This is a genomic window from Acidobacteriota bacterium, from assembly GCA_016700075.1.
GTDB lineage: Bacteria > Acidobacteriota > Blastocatellia > Pyrinomonadales > Pyrinomonadaceae > OLB17.
This window is the reverse complement of record CP065000.1, coordinates 1102119-1121232: the sequence shown is the minus strand read 5'-3', so window position 1 is coordinate 1121232 and position 19114 is coordinate 1102119. Positions and strand designations below refer to the sequence as shown.

General features: G+C 53.8%; 19 protein-coding genes. 9 read left to right on the top strand and 10 right to left on the bottom strand.

Annotated elements, in window-relative coordinates:
• Positions 1–40: 40 nt before the first annotated feature.
• The 7 genes from IPM50_05075 to IPM50_05045 form a co-directional block, all read right to left on the bottom strand.
• Entirely contained in the window at positions 41–1042 is a 1002-nt protein-coding gene (locus tag IPM50_05075) for a tetratricopeptide repeat protein (GenBank protein QQS33952.1), read from the bottom strand.
• A gap of 72 nt (positions 1043–1114) precedes the next feature.
• Entirely contained in the window at positions 1115–1774 is a 660-nt protein-coding gene (locus tag IPM50_05070; GenBank protein ID QQS33951.1) for a histidine phosphatase family protein, read from the bottom strand.
• Positions 1775–1777: 3 nt separating this feature from the next.
• Positions 1778–2854 (bottom strand): peptide chain release factor 1, encoded by a 1077-nt coding sequence (gene prfA, locus IPM50_05065; protein ID QQS33950.1) that lies wholly within the window; start codon positions 2852–2854, stop codon positions 1778–1780.
• 87 nt (positions 2855–2941) lie between these two features.
• Positions 2942–4090: a DUF1385 domain-containing protein gene (locus IPM50_05060; GenBank protein QQS33949.1), complete on the bottom strand. Its 1149-nt coding sequence runs from the start codon at positions 4088–4090 to the stop codon at positions 2942–2944.
• 190 nt (positions 4091–4280) lie between these two features.
• Positions 4281–4502: a 50S ribosomal protein L31 gene (gene rpmE, locus IPM50_05055; protein ID QQS33948.1), complete on the bottom strand. Its 222-nt coding sequence runs from the start codon at positions 4500–4502 to the stop codon at positions 4281–4283.
• Between the two features lie 100 nt (positions 4503–4602).
• The gene (locus tag IPM50_05050) at positions 4603–5058 is read right to left on the bottom strand and encodes a DUF1801 domain-containing protein (protein ID QQS33947.1); all 456 of its coding nucleotides are present in this window, start codon (positions 5056–5058) and stop codon (positions 4603–4605) included.
• A 42-nt stretch (positions 5059–5100) separates the two neighbouring features.
• On the bottom strand, positions 5101–6285 hold the full coding sequence (locus IPM50_05045; protein ID QQS33946.1) for an SAM-dependent methyltransferase: 1185 nt from the start codon (positions 6283–6285) through the stop codon (positions 5101–5103).
• 100 nt (positions 6286–6385) lie between these two features.
• Between IPM50_05045 and IPM50_05040 the strand changes: the two genes are divergently transcribed.
• The 8 genes from IPM50_05040 to IPM50_05005 all read left to right on the top strand — a co-directional run bounded on the left by IPM50_05040 (position 6386) and on the right by IPM50_05005 (position 14527).
• On the top strand, positions 6386–6799 hold the full coding sequence (locus IPM50_05040) for a VOC family protein (protein QQS34462.1): 414 nt from the start codon (positions 6386–6388) through the stop codon (positions 6797–6799).
• A complete protein-coding gene (locus IPM50_05035; GenBank protein ID QQS33945.1) occupies positions 6796–7971 on the top strand; it encodes an FAD-binding oxidoreductase in 1176 nt (391 codons plus the stop codon). The genes IPM50_05040 and IPM50_05035 overlap by 4 nt, the downstream gene beginning before the upstream one ends.
• 13 nt (positions 7972–7984) lie before the next feature.
• Entirely contained in the window at positions 7985–8926 is a 942-nt protein-coding gene (locus tag IPM50_05030) for a histone deacetylase (protein ID QQS33944.1), read from the top strand.
• A gap of 61 nt (positions 8927–8987) precedes the next feature.
• Positions 8988–9269, top strand: coding sequence for a zinc-ribbon domain containing protein (locus tag IPM50_05025; GenBank protein ID QQS33943.1), 282 nt, complete (start codon positions 8988–8990; stop codon positions 9267–9269).
• 4 nt (positions 9270–9273) lie between these two features.
• Positions 9274–10068 (top strand): enoyl-CoA hydratase/isomerase family protein, encoded by a 795-nt coding sequence (locus tag IPM50_05020; protein ID QQS33942.1) that lies wholly within the window; start codon positions 9274–9276, stop codon positions 10066–10068.
• Between the two features lie 160 nt (positions 10069–10228).
• A complete protein-coding gene (locus IPM50_05015) occupies positions 10229–12625 on the top strand; it encodes a TonB-dependent receptor plug domain-containing protein (protein ID QQS33941.1) in 2397 nt (798 codons plus the stop codon).
• A 115-nt stretch (positions 12626–12740) separates the two neighbouring features.
• Positions 12741–14072, top strand: coding sequence for an MFS transporter (locus IPM50_05010; protein QQS33940.1), 1332 nt, complete (start codon positions 12741–12743; stop codon positions 14070–14072).
• Positions 14073–14167: 95 nt separating this feature from the next.
• On the top strand, positions 14168–14527 hold the full coding sequence (locus IPM50_05005) for a hypothetical protein (GenBank protein QQS33939.1): 360 nt from the start codon (positions 14168–14170) through the stop codon (positions 14525–14527).
• A 538-nt stretch (positions 14528–15065) separates the two neighbouring features.
• On the opposite strand, the gene IPM50_05000 is transcribed toward IPM50_05005, so the two are convergent.
• Genes IPM50_05000 through IPM50_04990 form a run of 3 tightly spaced genes read right to left on the bottom strand, consistent with a single transcriptional unit; the run spans position 15066 to position 18230 of the window.
• Positions 15066–15998: a hypothetical protein gene (locus IPM50_05000; GenBank protein QQS33938.1), complete on the bottom strand. Its 933-nt coding sequence runs from the start codon at positions 15996–15998 to the stop codon at positions 15066–15068.
• Positions 15982–16626 carry an HD domain-containing protein gene (locus IPM50_04995; GenBank protein QQS33937.1) on the bottom strand — a complete coding sequence of 215 codons (645 nt, stop codon included), beginning with the start codon at positions 16624–16626 and terminating at the stop codon, positions 15982–15984. Before IPM50_04995 ends, IPM50_05000 begins: the two co-directional genes overlap by 17 nt.
• A gap of 56 nt (positions 16627–16682) precedes the next feature.
• The gene (locus IPM50_04990; protein ID QQS33936.1) at positions 16683–18230 is read right to left on the bottom strand and encodes a DnaJ domain-containing protein; all 1548 of its coding nucleotides are present in this window, start codon (positions 18228–18230) and stop codon (positions 16683–16685) included.
• Between the two features lie 129 nt (positions 18231–18359).
• Between IPM50_04990 and IPM50_04985 the strand changes: the two genes are divergently transcribed.
• Positions 18360–19112, top strand: a complete 753-nt coding sequence (locus IPM50_04985) for a GNAT family N-acetyltransferase (GenBank protein ID QQS33935.1) — start codon at positions 18360–18362, stop codon at positions 19110–19112.
• Positions 19113–19114: the final 2 nt, after the last annotated feature.

Sequence of the window (19114 nt, the reverse complement as noted above, 5' to 3'; positions counted from 1 at the left end):
TTTGCATCTCAGCCCTTTTTTTCATTCTGCATTGAGATTGTTACTGATTGTCTCGAATGTATTTTTCGAACTTCTCTTTGTCGGGATGGTCGGGACGTTTCTTCAGAAACTGTTTGTATTCCTCGACGGCAAGTTTTTTACCGCCGGCAGCGTTATAAAGATCCGCAAGCCTTAAATGAAGTTCGGCCTTGTCATCGGGAGCGAGTTTGATAGCCTCTTTTAACTGCGGGACGGCGAGTGAGCCCTTTTTTGCCATTAGATAGGCTTCACCCAAATAGTGACGTGCATCGGCGTTCGCCGGTGAAGATGAGACCGCGTTGCTCAGAACCAGAACGGCTTCGTCAGCTTTTTGCCTGCTCAAATACAGCTTTCCAAGATTCAATAGAGCCATGACATAATCCTTCTTCAGCTCGATGGCTTTGAAATAGCATGCCTCAGCATTGTCCAAAGAATTCATTCTGAAAAACACCGTTCCAAGTTCGGTCCAGGCTACAAAATCTTTCGGGTCTTTTTCCAATATTGCGTTGAACTGAGCCACCGCACGCTGATTATCCTTGTCACGCGAGCTTTTCATCGCTGTCTCGAAGGCCTTTTCTGCCTCCTCGCTGCGCGGGTAAATGGCAGAGATCACTCCGGGGGTCGAAACCTTCTTGAACTCTTCCCAATCGACGGTGAAATCCTGTCTAAGGTTTCGGCTCGCGCCGGCCGCAACAGCAAGCACTGCACGTCCAACCTCGAAGTTATTTATCTCAACCAACAAAGTGGCGGTGGTTCGCGGCATTTGCAGAAAATAGTAGTAGCCTGAATCATTTACCTGAACTCGCCCGATCTGAGTGCCGCCTTCGAGCATCGTCACATGAATGGTCGGCTTTCGTTCTCCCGATGCCAAGCGTTTTATCGAGACCTGGCCGAAAACTGCGGGCTGGCCGATCTGTATCGGCAATCCCGTAGCGGAACGAAGTTCATCTGTCTGAGCCTTCGCAGCTGTAGGGGAGAGAATTACGGAGAGCAAAAAAATAGACGCTAATGCAAGATACTTCATATTCACCTCATCGCAGGCCAATTGGCTTGTAGAAATGAGTATGAACCCGAATCTTGTGTTTTACAAGAGTGACTATTTAGCGGCGAAAGAGTCGTTGCCGGTAATACTGCTTAAATGGCGTGTGTCGTTCAGAGCGAGAACGCGCACATTTCGCGGTCCGCGAAACTCGAACCGATTGATACCGCAATTAGACGTAATGAGCCACGGCGTCTGCTTTGTGTTGCGGTGTATGGCGCCGAGTAGATGAAGTGTGAGGAAACAAATAGCTCCGGTGTGAGAAAATATTGCGATCCGCCGGCCGCGATGTTCGCTCACGATCGAATCGAGCTCGGACGTAATGCGGAGCAGCAGCTGACGGTAGCTTTCACCGCCGGTGATCACATGGTGGACATTGCGGTTAACAAGGGCGTAGTAGTCTTTCGGATGACGTTCCCGTGATTCGTCAAACGTCAGCCCTTCCAATACGCCGACGTGACGCTCGCGAAATGCAGGCGACGTCCTTACCTCAACACCGATCTCGCGGGCGAGCGGTTCCGCGGTCTGTATCGCACGGAGCAGGTCGCTCGAGAATATCGCGTCGATCTTTTCTTTGGCCAGAGCTTTTGCGGTCGCCTCTGCCTGTGCCACGCCGAGTTCAGAAAGCGGGGTTGTGCCGTGTCCGCCAAAACGCCCCTGGGCATTTCCGGCAGATTGTCCATGTCGGATCAGATAGAGTCTTGTCGGCGGCGGCATCGGTTAGGCTGCTGTTGCTTCGGCTTTCAATTTTTCGGTCTGATAGTGTGTCCGCAACGCGTCGATGAAATCGTCGAGCTGGCCTTCCAGAACGAGATCGAGCTGATGGACGGTCATGCCGATGCGGTGATCGGTAACTCGGTTCTCTTTGAAATTGTATGTCCGGATCTTTTCGGAACGGTCGCCCGATCCGACCATCGACTTGCGTTCGGCCGACAACGCGTCGTGCTGTTTTTGTTCCTCTATCTCCTGAAGACGTGCTCGCAGAACACGCATCGCCTTTTCACGATTCTTGATCTGAGATTTCTCGTCCTGCATTGAAACCACAACGCCTGTCGGCATGTGAGTAATGCGAACGGCGGAATACGTCGTGTTCACCGACTGGCCGCCCGGTCCCGACGAACAGAAAGTATCGATACGAAGGTCATTTTGGTCAATATGAATATCGACATCCTCCGCCTCGGGCAGAACCGCGACCGTGATCGCAGACGTATGAATGCGGCCGCTTGATTCCGTCGCAGGAACACGCTGAACGCGGTGGACGCCGGATTCAAAACGCATCTTGGAATATACGTTGTCGCCTTCGATCATAGCGACTGCCTCTTTTACGCCGCCGACACCGGTGTCTGAGGCTTCGAGAATTTCCATTTTCCAACCTTGGCGTTCGGCGTAACGGGCGTACATACGCAATATCTCGCCGGCAAAAAGCGTCGCCTCGTCACCGCCGGTGCCCGCACGTATCTCGAGAATTACGTTCTTTTCGTCGTTCGGGTCTTTGGGCAGCAAGAGGACCTTCAGCTCTTCTTCAGCGGCGGGAAGCTTTTCCTCGATCTCTGCGATCTCGAGATTTGCCATCTCACGCATCTCGTCGTCGTCGGCGATAGCGAGCAGGTCTTTGGCGCCGGTAAGTTCCTCGCGCATTCGCTTGACCTCGCGATATTTTTCAACGATCTCGCCCAGAGAGCGGTGCTGCTTCATCGCCTTGGCATAGGCTTTCATGTCAGACATGAATTCCGGCGCCGAGATCTGAGCGGTCAGCTCTTCGTAAGACTTTTCTATTTGTTCCAGCTTTTCGAACATATGGAATTTTCACCACAGAGAGCACAGAGAACGCAGAGTGTGAACGCGTTTTATCTCGGCGTTCTCTGTGTGCTCCGTGGCCGCTTGTTAAGTTGTCGCCGGTTCGAGTTTCAGCGATTCGTCCAATGCGCGTATCGCGACCTCGAGTTGTTCTTCGTCCGGCTCCTGCGTCGTGATGTTTTGCAGCCAAAGCCCCGGCAATGTCATCAGCTTGAAGATTGCCCCGGATTCTTTTCTTGCTGCGTAGCGAATTACCTCATACGAAAGCCCCGCGACCAGCGGCATGAGCGCGATACGAACGACAAGATTCATCCACATCGCTTCAAAATTGATGAACGAGAACAGCACGATCGCGACCAGCATTACGACCATCAGGAATGACGTCCCGCAACGCGGATGCTGCCGCGGCATTTTCGCTGCGTTCTCCGGCAGCAGGTCGAGGCCTCTTTCCCACGCGAAGACGGTCTTGTGCTCGGCTCCGTGATATTCAAAGACCCGCCGTATGTCCCTGATATACGACATCGAGAAGATCATCAATATGAAAAAGACCATGCGGATAACACCGTCGATCATATTAAAGCCGACCCACGCACCGAGCGTGTCCAGCTTCATCTTCCACACGTATGCCATCACCGTTTCGAACCAGCCGGCTTCGGCAGCGATTGTCGGTGCTCCTGCCCAACCGAGCCAAATGAAGAGCAGATTCGTCAGCAGCAGCGGTGCGACGATAAAGAGAGCGATATTGAACGCCAACGCAAAAGCTATCGAACCAGCAGCACTGGCCGATTGCGAAAGATTCCGCTTTTCGGCAGCTTCAGGCATCGTGACCTTTACGGGAGCTTTCGTGAAATTGGGATCGTCCGTCCCGTCAACATAAGCAAATGCCGGTTCGCCGGCTTCTGCTCTTGCCTTTTCTTTCTGCAGCTTCTCGTCTTCTTCGAATATCCTTGCAGAAAAATTCAACGCCTTGATTCCGAGTGCCAGCGACTGTATCAGCGTCGCGCCGCCGCGGAGCACAGGGAAATTCATCCATTTGTATTTGTCGCTCCAACGCGGCAGTTTCTCGGCCGTCGTGACGATCGAACCGTCATTTCTGCGGCATGCGATCGCATATGCCGACGGCGTCCGCATCATGACGCCCTCCATAACTGCCTGGCCGCCGACGATCAGGTCGCGCTCGAGCGCAAATACCGAGTGGACAAAGCGAAAAATGCGTTTCTTGCTGCGTAGGTTCATACCAACTGTTAGAAGGCCGTCAACGGCTTTTGGATGTTCAAATGCTCTTCAGAAAAAAGCTAAACGCCGGCTGCCAATTTTCGCCTCTCGCAAGTGCTGCAAATGCACCTAAAGCGATCGGCGGCGGCAAGCCGGCGTCGAATTTGAATTGCTAGTAATTGAACGCTGTCTGTTTCAAGCGGTCAAAACCTCATTTTGCTGCGGCCGCACCGCCACGCTGATAACGCTTGTTGAAGCGGTCAACGCGTCCTGCGGTGTCAACAAGCTTCTGCTTGCCGGTGAAGAACGGATGGCAGTCAGAACAGATCTCGATGTGGAGTTCTTCGCCCATCGTCGATCGAGTCTGAAAACTGTGCCCACAGGCACATGACACCGTGATGTCGGTGTAGTTCGGATGTATATCTTGTTTCATAACCTTTTCCTCTCGCCGAAAATAGGCGACGCGTCGGTTAACGCAAACCTAAATGATACGACGATGTAGCGGTTCCGTCAAGTATTTCGCCCTGAACCGGTCAGCGTTTCAGCATCTCTTCATAGAGCTTGATCCATTTCTTCACGGTCATCTTTTTTGCGAGTTTTCCGATGAGTTCGAACGGGATGTCCTCTGCTTTTCTTATCCTGATGCACGACTTGCCCATATCGAGCTTCTTTGACGAATATTTCGGCCATTGCTCGACGAACCAATTGTACAAAGCCTCGTCACGGTAAATGCCCATGTGATAGATGGCGATATTGTTCTTTTGCGATGCGATGCCCATGAAAGGGAGCGGCTGTTTCGGGTCGCAATGATAGCCCGCGGGATAGATGGATTGCGGCACCTCCCAGCCCATCATTCCGTAGCCCATATTTTCCTCAAAACCTGCGGGGATATTGGCGTTTATCACCGAACGCAGTTTTGCCATGCCCTCGCGGCGGTCGTCCGGCAGCGATGCGATGTACTCGTCAGGGGTTTTTGCTTCTGATCTCATAAAAAGGTTCGGGCAAGAATAATAGCACGGCCTTTTTGAGGGTCAATGCCGATCTCGTCGGATCGCGGTCAGCAGATCATCCAATCTTTGTGAACTTATGCCGAACGCGGCTTTTAATTCATCGAGACGCTTACGAAGCTTCGATGTGTCAGCCGTCTTGTCACTTCGAACAGCGACGAGCATATTATTTTTCGGCGTATGCTCCAGCGGCACGAATTCTATCATTTTCGTCCCGTAACCCTCGCACTCCAATAGCATGCTGCGGATGCCGTCCGTCAGCGACTCTGCGGTCCTTTCCATTATTACGCCGTGTTTCATAACGTCACGCAACATCGCCGGTGGTGTGATCTGCGGCCGCAGTTCCTGATGACAGCACGGCGCGGTAACGATGATCTCGGCATTCGACGTTATACCTTTATAGATGGCATCGTCGGTCGCGGTATTGCAGGCGTGGAGAGCGATCAGAAGGTCGATCTGCTTTATCTCAAAGGATGCGATGTCAGATTCGACGAACTTCAAACCGCCAAAGCCGCATGCAGCAGCAATGTCATTGCAAAGCCCGACGAGATCGCTCCGCGTTTCGATGCCGGTCAATTCAACGTCGATATTTCGTGAATTTGTTAGATGGTCAAATAGAGCGAACGTCAGATAACCTTTGCCCGAGCCCATGTCGACCAGCCGCAAGCCCTTCTTTTCTTTTAGCGATGAGTTCGAGATGAGTCCGTCGATTATTTCGACGAATTTGTTGATCTGTCTCCATTTATTTTGTTGACGGTCGCGAACACGTCCGGAGTCGTCCGTGATGCCGAGAGCTTTTAGATAAGGGCGGTAGAGCGGTATAAGACGGTGCTTTTCGCGATCGTGTGCGAGCTTCGGAGCAGTGGAAAAGGTGGGTCTGCCAACGTTCAGGCGGGAATTCCGTTTGCCGATGTCGAGCTGGAAGTCGTTCTCGGCAGTGAAAAGATGGCCGCTCTTAAACCCCCGCGAAAAGAGGCTCTGCAGCAACTCCGCGGCCTCGCCTGCGGCATAATTCTTTGCCATGTCGCGGTTCTCATACTTATAAACCGCCAAAAGCCTTTCGCCTTTTTTAGTTTCTATCGGCCGGATCAGGACCTTTGATAGACCTTTATAATCGCCCTTGTAGTTGCCGACGGTCATTCGGGCAAAACTACCGCTTTGCAGCGACGAGATGAATGCGGCGACGAATTTTTCGATGTTTTCGTGCATTGGTCAGCAGCTTTTTCGAAAGATCGAAGTATATCTTATACGTCATTCGCCCTGCTGCTGAAATGCGTGGCGCAGTTGTTATAGAATCAGAATCGGTATGATGAATATCTTTCACCTTGCTTTTCCGGTTGATGATCTGGATGCCGCACGCGATTTCTATGGCAATATCCTCGGATGCGAAGAAGGCCGCAGCTCCGATCATTGGATCGATTTCAACCTCTTCGGCCATCAGATCGTTACTCACCTTGCACCCAATTATGTTCGACAGGCTGCGGCGAATGACGTTGACAAAGACAGTGTTCCGATACCGCATTTCGGCATCGTTCTGCCGATGGAAGACTGGCGGCAATTGGCCGATAGGCTAAAAGAGAATGGCGTGAAGTTCGTGATCGAACCGAAGATACGTTTCGCGGGCGAGGTCGGAGAACAGGCGACCATGTTCTTCATGGATCCTGCCGGAAACGCGCTTGAGTTCAAAGGATTCAACGACCTGTCGACGGTTTTTGCCAAATGACGCAGCGGATCGTAATTATCGGCGGCGGCGTTGTCGGTGCCTCGGTCGCGTACCATCTGACAGAACGCGGCTGCCGCGACGTAATCCTGCTCGAACGCGAGAACACGCTCGGTGCGGGCTCGACCGGCAAGGCGACCGGCGGGATTCGCGCCCAATTTGAGACGGAGATCAATATTCGTCTTTCGCTCTATTCGCTGGACTTCATCAAGAATGCTCCGTTCGATTGCGAATACGACCCCAAAGGCTATCTCTTCCTTGCACAGACTGACAAACACCGAAATTATCTGGCACGCTCGATCGAGCTTCAGCGGGCGCTCGGCTATTCTGACGTTTATCCGATCGATACCGAGAACATCGCCGCCGTAGTTCCGGGATTGCATTTGGACGATGTTGTAGGCGGCAGTTTCGGCCTGCGTGACGGTTTCATCAATCCGCTCGCTTTGCTGGAAGGGTTCATCACGAACGCGGCCCTAAGCGGTGCCCGCGTAAGGACCTCTGCTGAGGTTACTGCGATAGAGCTGAACGGCGGAAGGGTTTCGGGCGTGAGCACTTCGGAAGGGAAGCTGGAGTGTGATGCCGCAGTGATATGCAGCGGGTCATGGGCAGCTTCGCTCGCCGCAACAGCAGGCATCGACCTGCCGATCTTACCGCAGCGGCGCCAGATAGTTTGGGCGAAAAATCCCGAGCCGCTTCCAGAAGGCCTGCCGATGGTGATCGACCTCAGTGACGGGTTTCATTTTCGCCCCGCGAGGGAATTTCATTTTGGCAGCCACAAGAGCTTTTCCGCACATGATGTGCTTTTCGCCTATCCCGACCCGGACGAACCGGATTCGTTCAACACAGAATTCGATGAAGCATTCATAGAAAAAGCCTATGCGAAGGTAGAACATCGGGCCCCGTTTCTTGTCGATAGCGAACCCGTAAGAGAGAAATGCCGAGCCGGGCTTTATGAGAATACGCCCGATCACCACGCCGTGATCGGCGGTTGCGAAGTCGAAGGCCTTTTCCTTGCGTGCGGGTTTTCCGGGCACGGAGTTATGCATTCGCCGGCTACAGGCAGGGCATTGGCGGAAATACTTCTAGACGGCGAGGCAAAGTTCATGGATGTATCAATGCTGCACATCGATCGTTTCAAAAACGGCGAGCTCCTGCACGAAACGGCGTTCATTTAGATACAATCATTTAATGGTCACGGCTATAGTTCATCATCCGATATACGAAAAACACGATACCGGCATCGGTCATCCCGAAACGCCTCTGCGTTATCGCGCGGTGATGGACGCCCTGCATAATGATTCGGAGCTGTGGGGCAGCCTTCGCGAGATCACGCCCGCCAAAGCCGCTCAAGGCATCGTTCAGGCGGCTCATACGCCGCAGCATTTCAAGCGCGTTGAAGGAGCGTTCGCTTCGGGCATGGACCGACTCGATGCCGATACGGTGATATCTATGCGGTCATTCGATGCGGCACTCGTTGCGGCAGGCGGAGCGATCGCTGCCGTTGATGCTGTAATTCAGGGCGAAGTGCGAAATGCCTTCGTCGCGGCCCGACCGCCCGGACATCATGCGACCGGCGAGCGTGCGATGGGATTTTGCCTCTTCAACAACATCGCCGTAGCCGCACGCTATGCACAGAATAAGTACAAAGAGGTCGAGCGGGCAGTAATAATCGATTGGGACGTTCATCACGGCAACGGCACGCAAGGCATTTTCTATTCGGATCCATCAGTATTCTTTTTTTCGATGCACCAGTATCCGTGGTATCCGGGAACGGGTTCGCGAGGTGAGACCGGTCAGGGAAAGGGACTCGGCACAACTCTGAATATGCCGGTCAAGGCATTCACAAAGGCCGCGGATCAGGTTCGTGCATTCGAAGCCGCCATCGAGGAAATAGCGTCGAAAATGAAGCCTGACATTATCTTCATATCAGCCGGCTTTGATGCTCATCTAACAGATCCGCTGGGCCAGCTTCAGATCGAGGATCCCGATTTTGCCGCAATGACCCGCGTAATGATGCAGTGGGCGGACGATGCATGCGGCGGTCGCATCGTTTCGTGCCTCGAGGGCGGATATAATTTGGAAACTCTCGGTGAGACGGTGAAAAACCACGTTCGAGTGCTCAACTCGTGAGAGCTGTTGTGTTAAACTCGTTTCCATTCATTTTCCCTCGTTTTTTTGTGGAGGTGACATAATGCCCGATGTCGAAATACCATGCGTGCAGTGCCGCGAGATCTTTATTTTCAGCGAAAAAGAGCAGGAGCTCTTTTATCAGCGGAATATGATGCCGCCGCAGCGTTGTCCGAAGTGCCGCTCAAAAAAAGCGGTCATGCGGGAGGACTCTCCGAAGCGTTTCGAGATAATCTGCGACAACTGCGGAAAACATGATTCCGTCCCGTTCCAACCGAAGACCGGCCGCACCGTCCTTTGCCGCGAGTGCTTTGAATCAACCCGTTCGCGGGCAAGGACCGCATAGACCTATGGAATTCCAAACCTTAGAATTCGAATTAGCCGATGGCGTGGCGACCATAACGATGGACCGTGCCGATGCTTTGAATGCTCTTTCGCAGCAGCTCATAACCGACCTTGATGCGGCGTTTCGTTTCGCATCGGAACAAGGAGCCAGGGCCATGGTACTCACCGGAGCGGGACGCGCTTTTTGTTCCGGCGGCGACCTGCGAGAGATGAAAGTACTTGCCGAACAGGAAGGCCGCATCGAGGCTTTCCTGGAAGAACCGCTCGGCAATCTGCACCGCGTTATACGGCTGATCCGAGGGCTGCCGATACCTGTCCTCGCTGCCGTCAACGGCGTATGCGCGGGTGCAGGCGTCAATTTCGCCCTCGCGTGTGACATTGTTTTTGCGGGCGATGACGCTTCTTTCAGAGAGGCTTTTGTTCGTATCGGTCTTTCACCTGACTGCGGTGGCACTTTCTTTTTGCCGCGCGTGGTTGGTGAGAAGTTGGCAGCTGAGATGCTGATGACCGGCGATGCCGTTACCGCACAGCGTGCGGCCGAGATCGGCATGATCAATCGGGTGGTTGCCGCAGATTCACTTGTAGATGAAGCGAAAGCATTTGCTTCAAAATTGGCGGCCGGCCCGACCGGTGCAATTGGCCGCATCAAGAAGATGCTCAACGAATCCTTTTCAAACTCGCTTGACGCACAGCTAGCTCTGGAGCACGAGTGTCAGATCGAATCAGGGAAGAGCGATGATTTCAAAGAAGGCGTCGCCGCGTTCTTTGAAAAGCGGCCACCGAATTTTCAAGGGAAATAGCCCGTCGATATTGCTGTGTTAAAAGCCGCCGCTGGGGCGGCTTTTGTTTTTTGTGAAAGAGGCGATCGCTCCGGTTTGACACATCACAAAAGGGGCAGTATTCTCATATACTGAAAGTGAAAATCATTTTCAAGAAGGCTACACAATTTAGAAAACTCGAATGCAGCACTCCTCATTTAGACGAAACGTTCTTCCCGTATTTATCGGCATTCTCGTGCTCTCGTTTATCGCAGGCGCCCAGACGGCTCCCAAAATTACTGTATTTGTCCGCGATACGAACGGTGATGGCATTCCGGGCGCCGGCGTTGTGATCAAAAGGGCCGGAAATGCGGCTGTTGTCACATGCGTCGCTGACGAGGAAGGCTTTTGCCGGATCCCTATTTTGCCATCGGATATCAGTGAGATTGCGGTGTCGGCTAAAGGTTTTGCTTCTGCTTCGTTCTCCACAACTCAGCCGGACGGATCTTATGAGGTATTACTGACGCCGGCGAACATCGCTATTGACCTCGCGGTGACGACGACGCTGCTCGCGGGAACGCCGGAAAGTCTGGACGAGATACCCGGCGCGATCAGCCGCATCGATGGAACGACGCTTGTTTCTACGCGAGCCGCCAATTTCTCAGAAGTATTGCGAAAAGTAAGCGGTGTGAATGTCCGCGATGAGGAAGGAATAGGCCTCCGCCCGAATATTTCGATACGCGGAACGAATCCGACGCGTTCGACTAAGATCTTGCTGCTTGAGGACGGCATTCCGCTCGCCTATGCACCGTATGGCGACAATGCTTCGTATTATCATCCGCCGGTCGAGCGTTACGAGGCGATCGAGGTTTTGAAAGGCTCGGGACAGATCGCATTCGGCCCGCAGACGGTCGCCGGCGTTATCAATTACATAACACCGCAGCCGACGGAGCGGCCAAGTTTGTCGCTGCGGATGATCGGAGGGAACCGAAGGTCTTTCAACGGCAGCGGGACGGCATCAGGAACGATCGGAAGAACGAGCATATTTGCCGGTTTTACGCGAAAACAGAGCGACGGCTCGCGTGAGAATATCGATTCAAAGGCAAACGATCTGACGGCGAAAGCAGTGCAGCGCATCGATGACAGAAATGTATTGACGTTCAAGTTCAGCTACTTTGGCGAGGAATCGAATGTTACATACTCAGGTCTGACGGAGGCGGAGTATGCAGCAGATCCACGTCAGAATCCTTTTAAGAACGATTTTTTCTACGGCGGCCGTTTCGGTTTTTCGACGGCTCATACGGCCGTGGTCTCGCCATCGGCGGTGCTAAACACCACGTTCTATTTCAATCAGTTCTCGCGGGACTGGTGGCGGCAATCGTCAAATTCGGGGCAGCGGCCTAATAGGCTGAACGTCGATCCCGACTGTCTCAGCATGGCCGATCTGAATACGACCTGCGGCAATGAGGGTCGCATGCGTAGATACAAAACGTACGGTGTAGAGCCGCGATTCACCCGGAGTTTTTCAATGGGAAACAGCGTACGCGGAGAATTTCAAACTGGTCTTCGCCTGCATTGGGAAAAGCAGGACCGGCGACAGGAGAACGGCGATCTGCCGTTGAGCCGTCGAGGCGTGCTGGTCGAAAACAATTTCCGGAGCAACTTTGCGTTCGCAGGTTTTGTTCAGCAGAGATTTGTGTTTTGGCGTCTGGCAATAACGCCCGGCGTGCGATTTGAACGTATCAAAGTGTCCCGGACCAATTTGCTGTCCATGCCGAGATCTTTTGGCGAAGCAATAGTAACGACGGTCATTCCGGGTGTTGGTGTAGCCTACGCTGGGCTGCCGCGGATGACGATATTCGCGGGCGTTCATAAGGGCTTTTCGCCGCCGCGTGCCGAAGATGTCATCACAAATGCAGGCGGTGTCGTTGAATTGGACCCCGAAGAAAGCTGGAATTTCGAGGCAGGCTTCAGAGGTGATCCGTTTCGAGGGCTGAAAATAGAGGCCGCGTTTTTTCGCAATGACTATAAGAATCAGATCGTGCCTTCGAGCGTCGCTGGCGCCGCCGGTGCGGCGTTGACGAACGGCGGCCGGACGCTGCAGCAGGGCTTCGAAGCTTCAGCACAAGCGGACAGCGGCGTGTGGTTCGGCAGCCGGAACAATCTTTATGTAAGGACCGCAATAACATATTTGTCGTCAGCAGAATTTCGCGGCGTCAGGTTCAGTTCGCTCGACCCGGCGGTCGCGATCGCCGGCAATCGCATTCCTTACACGCCCAAATTCCTTTCGACGTCGAGCCTCGGATATTCGCATACAAAGGGCGTTGATGCGTTTATCGAAAACGTATTTATCGGCAGCCAGTTTGGTGACGATCTGAATCTGAGTACCAGCGTTGCTAACGGCCAACGCGGTCCGATCAATTCACAGAATTATTGGAACGCAACCGCGAATTATTCCGTCGAGCGGCTGCGTTCGACGTTCTTTCTTACGGTCAAGAATCTAACTGGCCGTACAAATATAATTGACCGCACACGCGGCATTTTGCCGTCATCACCACGGCTGATCCAGGGCGGAATTCACATTCGTTTCAGTAAGTAGCTGATATGTAGAGGTTGTTTCCTTCACTGTTCCCACGTCCTGCCTGAGTTAAAAACCGAAATCGTAAAACCGTACTCTCAGACACACTAAAAACAAAAAAGGCACTATCCGCACAATGGTGCCTCCCGCCTCATTTATTGATTTCGAGCGGCTCGGCTATTCTTATCAGGTGCAGTCGCTCTCCTATGGCCAACTTATCCGCGGGAATCGCAACTTCCGCAACCTGCTTGCGGGCCAATTCATATCGGAGCTCGGTAATTGGTTCAACTTCATCGCGGGACTTGGTCTCGTACGTCACGTTTCTGACGCATCGCCGATGGCGGCAGGACTATTCTTTTTAGCTCGGCTCCTGCCGTTTGCGATAGCGTCGCCGATCGCGGGGACGTTCGTCGACAGGTTCTCGCGTCGGCAGGTGATGATATGGACGGATATTTTCCGGGCGATCGTTGCATTGTCATTTCTGTTGGTCACAAGCAAAGAGAATTTGTGGATCGCGTATGTGGCGACAGTTGTGCTGCATACGTTCGGCGCCTTTTTTGACGGGGCGAAGAACGCCTCGGCGCCCAATCTGACGGGCAAAGAAGGATTGTTGTCGGGTGTTGCTTTGCTGTTTTCGACGCGGTTCCTGCTGATGGCGATCGGCTCGGCGTTGGGCGGCTGGGCGGCAGCGGCATTTGGGTATGAGACGGCGTTCATCATAAACGCGATCTCATTTTTGGCGTCCGCCTACACGGTTTGGCTGATTCCCGAAGAGGCAACACGCGACGAGGCGACGGCAGGCCGCATGGCTGATAAAACGGCACGCGAGCCCTTTGTGAAAGAGCTTCGAGACGGCATCAAGTATGCGTTCACGGAGCATTTCGCATTAACCATACTCGTCCTGAACGTCATTTGGGCGGCGGGCGGCGGCGCGGTGAATATGATCTTTGAGCGGCTCGGCGGCGTGCATTTTGCCGAGACCGAAGGCTGGAATCCGGATGTTGCGGTCGCCGTGTTGTGGACAGTAACCGGATTTGGGCTGGCCGGCGGGATGTTCCTTGCTCATCGGGCGAGCATTTATCTCGACCGCAAAGGCCGCAATTATCAGTTCGTCGGCTGGGCGCTGATCATACACGGATTATTGTTCGCGGCGGCGGCAAACATGCCGACCCTGTGGCTATTCGGTCTGCTGGTATTCGTATCGAGGCTGATCATCGGCGTCGAATACGCGGTGCAGGAGACGATGTTCCAACGCAGTCTGCCCGACATCATACGCGGCCGCATCTCGACCATCGACCGCGGAGCCGAACTCGCCGTTTTCGGCATCTCAAGCTACGTCGCCGGCGGCCTGATGTACTACATTACGCCCCAAACCCTCACGCTGTTCTCCGGCATATTGTCCGCCTTCGCCGGCGTGTTTTGGTTCATCCGCGAAAGGCCAAGCGGGCAAAGTGGGGAACGGGTTTAAGCTGAACAAACTGTACCGTTGAGACCTTGGCGGGTTTTCAGCGATAATGTGGGAGCAAGCAGGGTTCGATTGACTTGAAAAGTAGTTGGTGAATTATGGGCCTTCAAAAACAACTAGACGAAAGTGGGTACACGCAGGCGGCAAAGGAACTCGAAGAAGCTAAAGCGGCTCTTGCACTCGCGAAAGCTAATCTGTCGGCGGGCATTATGCCAAATATACCGCTAACCCAGTTTCTGGCGGACCTCGCCGAGATGGAAGTCGGCCTCTCGAAGATGGAAAAGGCCCTTGCCGATGAGTACGCCGCGGCCGTCAAACGTGTCGACGGCGCCAACGACCTCGACTTCACAATGCTCGACGTCGAAGAACGCGCCGAAATGGTGCTCGAATACGTCGAAAAAGAACTTCCCAACCACCCAAACACCCCCAAGATCCGCGAACTAGTGGAAAAGAACTGAAATCGCGGGGTCAGGCACGGCGGTTTATTGGGGATGTGGTGGTCTGCCAAGTGGCGAAAATGGTTGCTGCGGGGAGGAAATCTGTCGAGAAGGATCGTGTATTCATTGCTGAGTCTCCAGATTGTAAGTAAATTACACTAATTTTCCCTGATTTCCAACTGAAATTTGAAAAAGTCCCGTATTTATTGGGTTCTGAGCGGTTTGTATTCAAATTTTACTGGAATTTATGCGTTTCTGAGCCATTTTGCGCGTCGTACAGGTCGTTCGGCGCGTCGTACAGGTCATCCGGCGCGTCGTACAGGTCGTTCGGCGCGTCGTACAGGTCATTCGGCGCGTCTGCTTTTTTACTCAGACGAGCCCGATATCTAAAGAAAAGTAAGCCGGTCGGACAGCTTTCTGACCTTATAACCCTTACCGTTATGCCTTAACAGCCGCATCGGCGAACTTGGCCGCCGTTGTACCGAATGCGAACGCCGCGAATGACCATATCGCGGCGTTTTTGTGTCGCCCTTGCTGACACGCGGGCTTATGCAAGCGGTTAGGCGGTGATGATGGCGGCTTTGGTGCCGGTTAGTTCGGTGAAGTCTTTGGAGTAGATGGCGTCCACTTTGCGTATGCGGGCGACGGCATCGACGATGTCTTGGGTTTGCAGAAAGCCGTCCTCGACGTGTGCGATGGCCCATTTCGGGATGTGCGAGGCACGCTGGAGCGTTTCTTCGAGGAGCTGAATGTATTGCGATTTGGTCTCGGTCGGTGCGCCCAGGCGATGTGCGGCGGCGTTCTCGAGTTTGTCCCAAAAGCCGGCGGAACCGCGTATCCATTCTTCGCGCCAGGCGGCCCTGCCGAGATGGTTGCGTAGCGGCTGAGCGTGTGCGGCGGGCAGACGCAGGAACATCAGATCAGTGTGGGTTTCCGCAATGAAATCGTCGGGAATTTTGGTGCTGCAGGTGTTGTTTTGGCGGTTGTCGAATGGCCGCGGCTGCAGCGAACAAAGCCGCCTATAGGTGTTAGAGAGCGGCTGGCGAAGACGGCGGTTCTCGCCGCTGAATGCAAAAACGTAATCGCCCGCAGCGATCGCGATCCGCGAAGCTATCGCTTTTAATCCCGTCGTCGCGAGGCGGTCGATATTACGGCGGACGTTGTCCAGCCACCACGAATCCGTCTCGGAGAACCAGTTCGCGAGCGTCGGATTCTTGAGTTCGTAGCCGGGAACGTACGCGTCTTCGAGTATGGTCTCGATGTCTTCAGCGGAAAGCTCTTCGCGGCTGTTCGCGATGTGTACATACGAATCTGCCCAAGCCGAAAACAGTGGGTCATTCGCCGCCACACGCACGCCGGTCCGCTTCAAATAGCCGCCGACCTCGCCGGAACCCGAGAACGGGATCGCGATGGAATCGAACTCGATACGCCTCAGGACGTTTAGATCGAAAGCAAGCCAACTTCTGGGAGATATCTTATTGTAGCCCTGCATTTTGTTGTTCAAAAGAAAGACGTTCCGATGCCTCCGACGCCATGCGTGCGTCGTTCGACAGAATGCTCAACAGCGTGAAAACGGCCTCCGGATCGTACTCGACCCCAGCCATTTCGGCGAGGTGTTTTCGGGCATCAGCGACAGACAACGCATCGCGATACGGGCGCTTCGCGGTCAGTGACGCAAAACCGTCAGCCACACGAAGCAAACGCGCGGTCAACGGTATCTCTTGACCCGAAAGCCCGTCGGGATAGCCCCAGCCGTTCCACCATTCGTGATGCCAGCGGATGATCAACTGGACGCCGCGAGACAGATCGAGCTTGGCGGCTTCCTGTTCGCCGATGACGGGATGACGCCGCAGATCGATGAGTTCTGTATCAGAAAGCGGACGGGCGGCGGCGATGTAATCGCGATTCATCGCCAGCTCGCCGATATCGTGCAGCAATGCGGCTTTGTGCAGATAATTGCGGTCGCGGGAGGCGAGATTGAACGCCTCGCCAAGCCGGTCAGCGAGGTCGGCGACCTGTGTGCTGTGCGGCCCGCTGTAAAGCTCGAAAACGTCGATGCGGTCTGCGATACGGCGGAGTTTTTCGTCCGCATTGCCGCTGTCACGAAAGATACTGCTCACCCAACTAGTGTCGTCGTTTTGCGGATCAATTTCAAGGAAAGGCCAAAATCACGAGGTCAATTCGTTCGAGTTTTAAGTTCGTCAAGCATTTCGCGAGCCTCGCGATTGCTCGGGAACATCGCAAGCAGGCGATTGAGCTCGCCCTCAGCCCGCTTCATCAGGCCGACCTGAGCAAAGAATTCTGCCAAAAGGAGCCGGAACGTCGGATTCGTATTGTCGAGTTTGAGTGCTGCCTGCATCTCAGCTTCGGCCTTGTGCCGCTGCTTGTCGTCGTGCGAAAGAGCCTTGCCGTAATATGCACGGTAGCGTGCATTTTTTGGGGCGTAGTGTGCGGCTCGAGCAAGGAACGGTGTTGCCCCTTCGGCGTCGCCGTCCATAAGCATTGAGAAGCCGCGTTCGAAATTCTCTGCTGCCTGTTCAGCCTGCAGGCTCGCGTTCCCGACCGCTTCGCCGCCGCGTTTCTCGCGTTCGGCAAGTTCCTTGCGCATCCTATAGTCGTAGATCTCACGCAGTTCGGGCGTCTTCAGCGTTTCATGCGCCTGAGACAGCGAGGTGAAGGCATCCTGAATGCGTTTGAGTGTTTCGGGCGATTCCGAGCGGTATTTGTCCGGGTGAAACTGCTTTGCCGACGTGAAGTAGGCTCTTTTCAGCTCATCACTTTCTACGCCCCGATCGACACCGAGAACATCGTAGAAAGTAACTGCATTCAAAACACGGTCGAGATATTCATCCAATGTGATCACGGGCTCGGGTTCGGCGGTAACCTCCGGCTGCGGTTGAGGTTCGTCGGGGGTAGTTTCATCCGGGGCCTTTTGGGAGACGATGCGAGCTTCGCGCTTCAACTCCAGTCTCACGTTGTTCATCATGGCAACGGAATGTTCGTCAAACACCCTTTCCCAATCGGTTCGGATGAGAAAGCCGCTTAGCCATAGCGTGTATATCACGTGAAGAGCACGGCCCTCCGAGATCGGAGCGATATTCAAAATGCTTTGTACCGTCATCGGGCCATCCTGCGACCGCGACAGGACGAACGCCTCTTCAGGCGAGAGATTTATGTTAAGGTCTTCCTTCTCTGAACGTGCGAACTGCTCGTCGAGACTGCGAAACCGTGACAGAACGTCATGTTCAGCAAGGCAGCGGCTGTAGTTGGCTAGTAGTTCGTCGATGCGGATGTCATATTCCAACCCATCGCGGATCCGTGCCAGGGGGCTGAATGTCCAATCGCCGTCCTTCCATGAGAACGCATCTGTAACGATTGCAGCCATCTGATCAACAAACAGGTTGTCGCTTTCTTCTTTTGTCAGAAAGCCGCTGCGGACCAAGAAAGCCGTGAACTCAAAGTCGTTGGTAAAATCCGGAGCCTGCTGCAGATCTTTATCTTCAATACGTCCTCGTGAAAGCAGCAGAGCGAAGATCTTATGTTCCTTTGAATTTGAGACGGCAAATGCCAGCCTGCCGTTCTTAAAGTAAACAATGCACTTTTTAGTGCCGTAGCTTAGTCGAAGGCTGCCGGAAAGACGCGCGGCAAGGATCTCCGCCGCTAATTCGGCGAAAGGTTGACGGAAGAGCGTTCCCCTGATCTCAAGGCCGTTCTGTTGGGTCATCTAATGCGATTGAGGGAGTCGAGGCGCCGCTGAATAGCGGCAACAATTAGTTTAACAGACCGCAGGGCCATAAGTTAAGGGTATTTTTCCGTTGCCGAGATATTTCTGATAGCATCAATTTCGTCGCATATGTCAGATAATATCGAGATACGAGAGTGCGAATCGCTGGATCAGCTCGGAAGCTGTGTAGAGCTCCAAAGAGCGGTCTTTGCCTTGCCGGAGACGGAAATTTCGCCTGTCCGGCATTTCATTGTTACAAAGAATGCGGGCGGTTTTACGCTTGGAGCTTATTTGGGAGAACGTCTTGTCGGGTTCGTCCTGAGCGTGCCGGCCTTTCTTCGCGGCGAGCCTGCGTTCTATTCCCATATGACCGCCGTGGACAATGAGTTTCAGAGCCTCGGCCTCGGGCGTCGATTAAAATGGGCCCAGCGGGAACGCGCGTTGTCTGAGGGCGTAAAGTATGTCAAATGGACATTTGAGCCCGTAAAGGCGAGAAATGCGTATTTTAACCTGGAAAAGCTGGGTGCGATCGTCAGCGAATATCGGGAGAATTTCTACGGCATCGATTACGGTACCTCGCCCGAGACCGACGGCGAGAAGATCGGCCTGGCAAGCGACCGTTTGTTCGCCGAATGGCATTTGGAGAGCGATAAGGTGATCGCGTTGTCGCGCGGAGAAAAATTCGAGAACCCCGGATCTCCCGCGGCGGCCATTGTGATCATGAATGACTGGAATGCATTGGTCGCAGCTGATCCGAAATCCGCTTTGGCCGAGCAGATGAGAATTCGTGCTGAATTTCAGGAAGCGTTCGAAGCGGGTTTTATAGGACGGGGTTTTCATCGGGACAGAGAGCGGCCGGCATATTTGCTTTACCGCGGCTAGAA

What these genes read in the sequence shown, in the direction of transcription:
- IPM50_04990 (QQS33936.1), bottom strand. Translation starts at nt 18,230, where the DNA reads ATGACCCAACAGAACGGCCTTGAGATCAGGGGAACGCTCTTCCGTCAA.
- IPM50_05075 (QQS33952.1), bottom strand. Translation starts at nt 1,042, where the DNA reads ATGAAGTATCTTGCATTAGCGTCTATTTTTTTGCTCTCCGTAATTCTC.
- IPM50_05045 (QQS33946.1), bottom strand. Translation starts at nt 6,285, where the DNA reads ATGCACGAAAACATCGAAAAATTCGTCGCCGCATTCATCTCGTCGCTG.
- IPM50_05050 (QQS33947.1), bottom strand. Translation starts at nt 5,058, where the DNA reads ATGAGATCAGAAGCAAAAACCCCTGACGAGTACATCGCATCGCTGCCG.
- IPM50_05020 (QQS33942.1), top strand. Translation starts at nt 9,274, where the DNA reads ATGGAATTCCAAACCTTAGAATTCGAATTAGCCGATGGCGTGGCGACC.
- IPM50_05015 (QQS33941.1), top strand. Translation starts at nt 10,229, where the DNA reads ATGCAGCACTCCTCATTTAGACGAAACGTTCTTCCCGTATTTATCGGC.
- rpmE (QQS33948.1), bottom strand. Translation starts at nt 4,502, where the DNA reads ATGAAACAAGATATACATCCGAACTACACCGACATCACGGTGTCATGT.
- IPM50_05040 (QQS34462.1), top strand. Translation starts at nt 6,386, where the DNA reads ATGAATATCTTTCACCTTGCTTTTCCGGTTGATGATCTGGATGCCGCA.
- IPM50_05025 (QQS33943.1), top strand. Translation starts at nt 8,988, where the DNA reads ATGCCCGATGTCGAAATACCATGCGTGCAGTGCCGCGAGATCTTTATT.
- IPM50_05010 (QQS33940.1), top strand. Translation starts at nt 12,741, where the DNA reads ATGGTGCCTCCCGCCTCATTTATTGATTTCGAGCGGCTCGGCTATTCT.
- IPM50_04985 (QQS33935.1), top strand. Translation starts at nt 18,360, where the DNA reads ATGTCAGATAATATCGAGATACGAGAGTGCGAATCGCTGGATCAGCTC.
- IPM50_05000 (QQS33938.1), bottom strand. Translation starts at nt 15,998, where the DNA reads ATGCAGGGCTACAATAAGATATCTCCCAGAAGTTGGCTTGCTTTCGAT.
- IPM50_05060 (QQS33949.1), bottom strand. Translation starts at nt 4,090, where the DNA reads ATGAACCTACGCAGCAAGAAACGCATTTTTCGCTTTGTCCACTCGGTA.
- IPM50_05070 (QQS33951.1), bottom strand. Translation starts at nt 1,774, where the DNA reads ATGCCGCCGCCGACAAGACTCTATCTGATCCGACATGGACAATCTGCC.
- IPM50_05030 (QQS33944.1), top strand. Translation starts at nt 7,985, where the DNA reads ATGGTCACGGCTATAGTTCATCATCCGATATACGAAAAACACGATACC.
- IPM50_05005 (QQS33939.1), top strand. Translation starts at nt 14,168, where the DNA reads ATGGGCCTTCAAAAACAACTAGACGAAAGTGGGTACACGCAGGCGGCA.
- prfA (QQS33950.1), bottom strand. Translation starts at nt 2,854, where the DNA reads ATGTTCGAAAAGCTGGAACAAATAGAAAAGTCTTACGAAGAGCTGACC.
- IPM50_05035 (QQS33945.1), top strand. Translation starts at nt 6,796, where the DNA reads ATGACGCAGCGGATCGTAATTATCGGCGGCGGCGTTGTCGGTGCCTCG.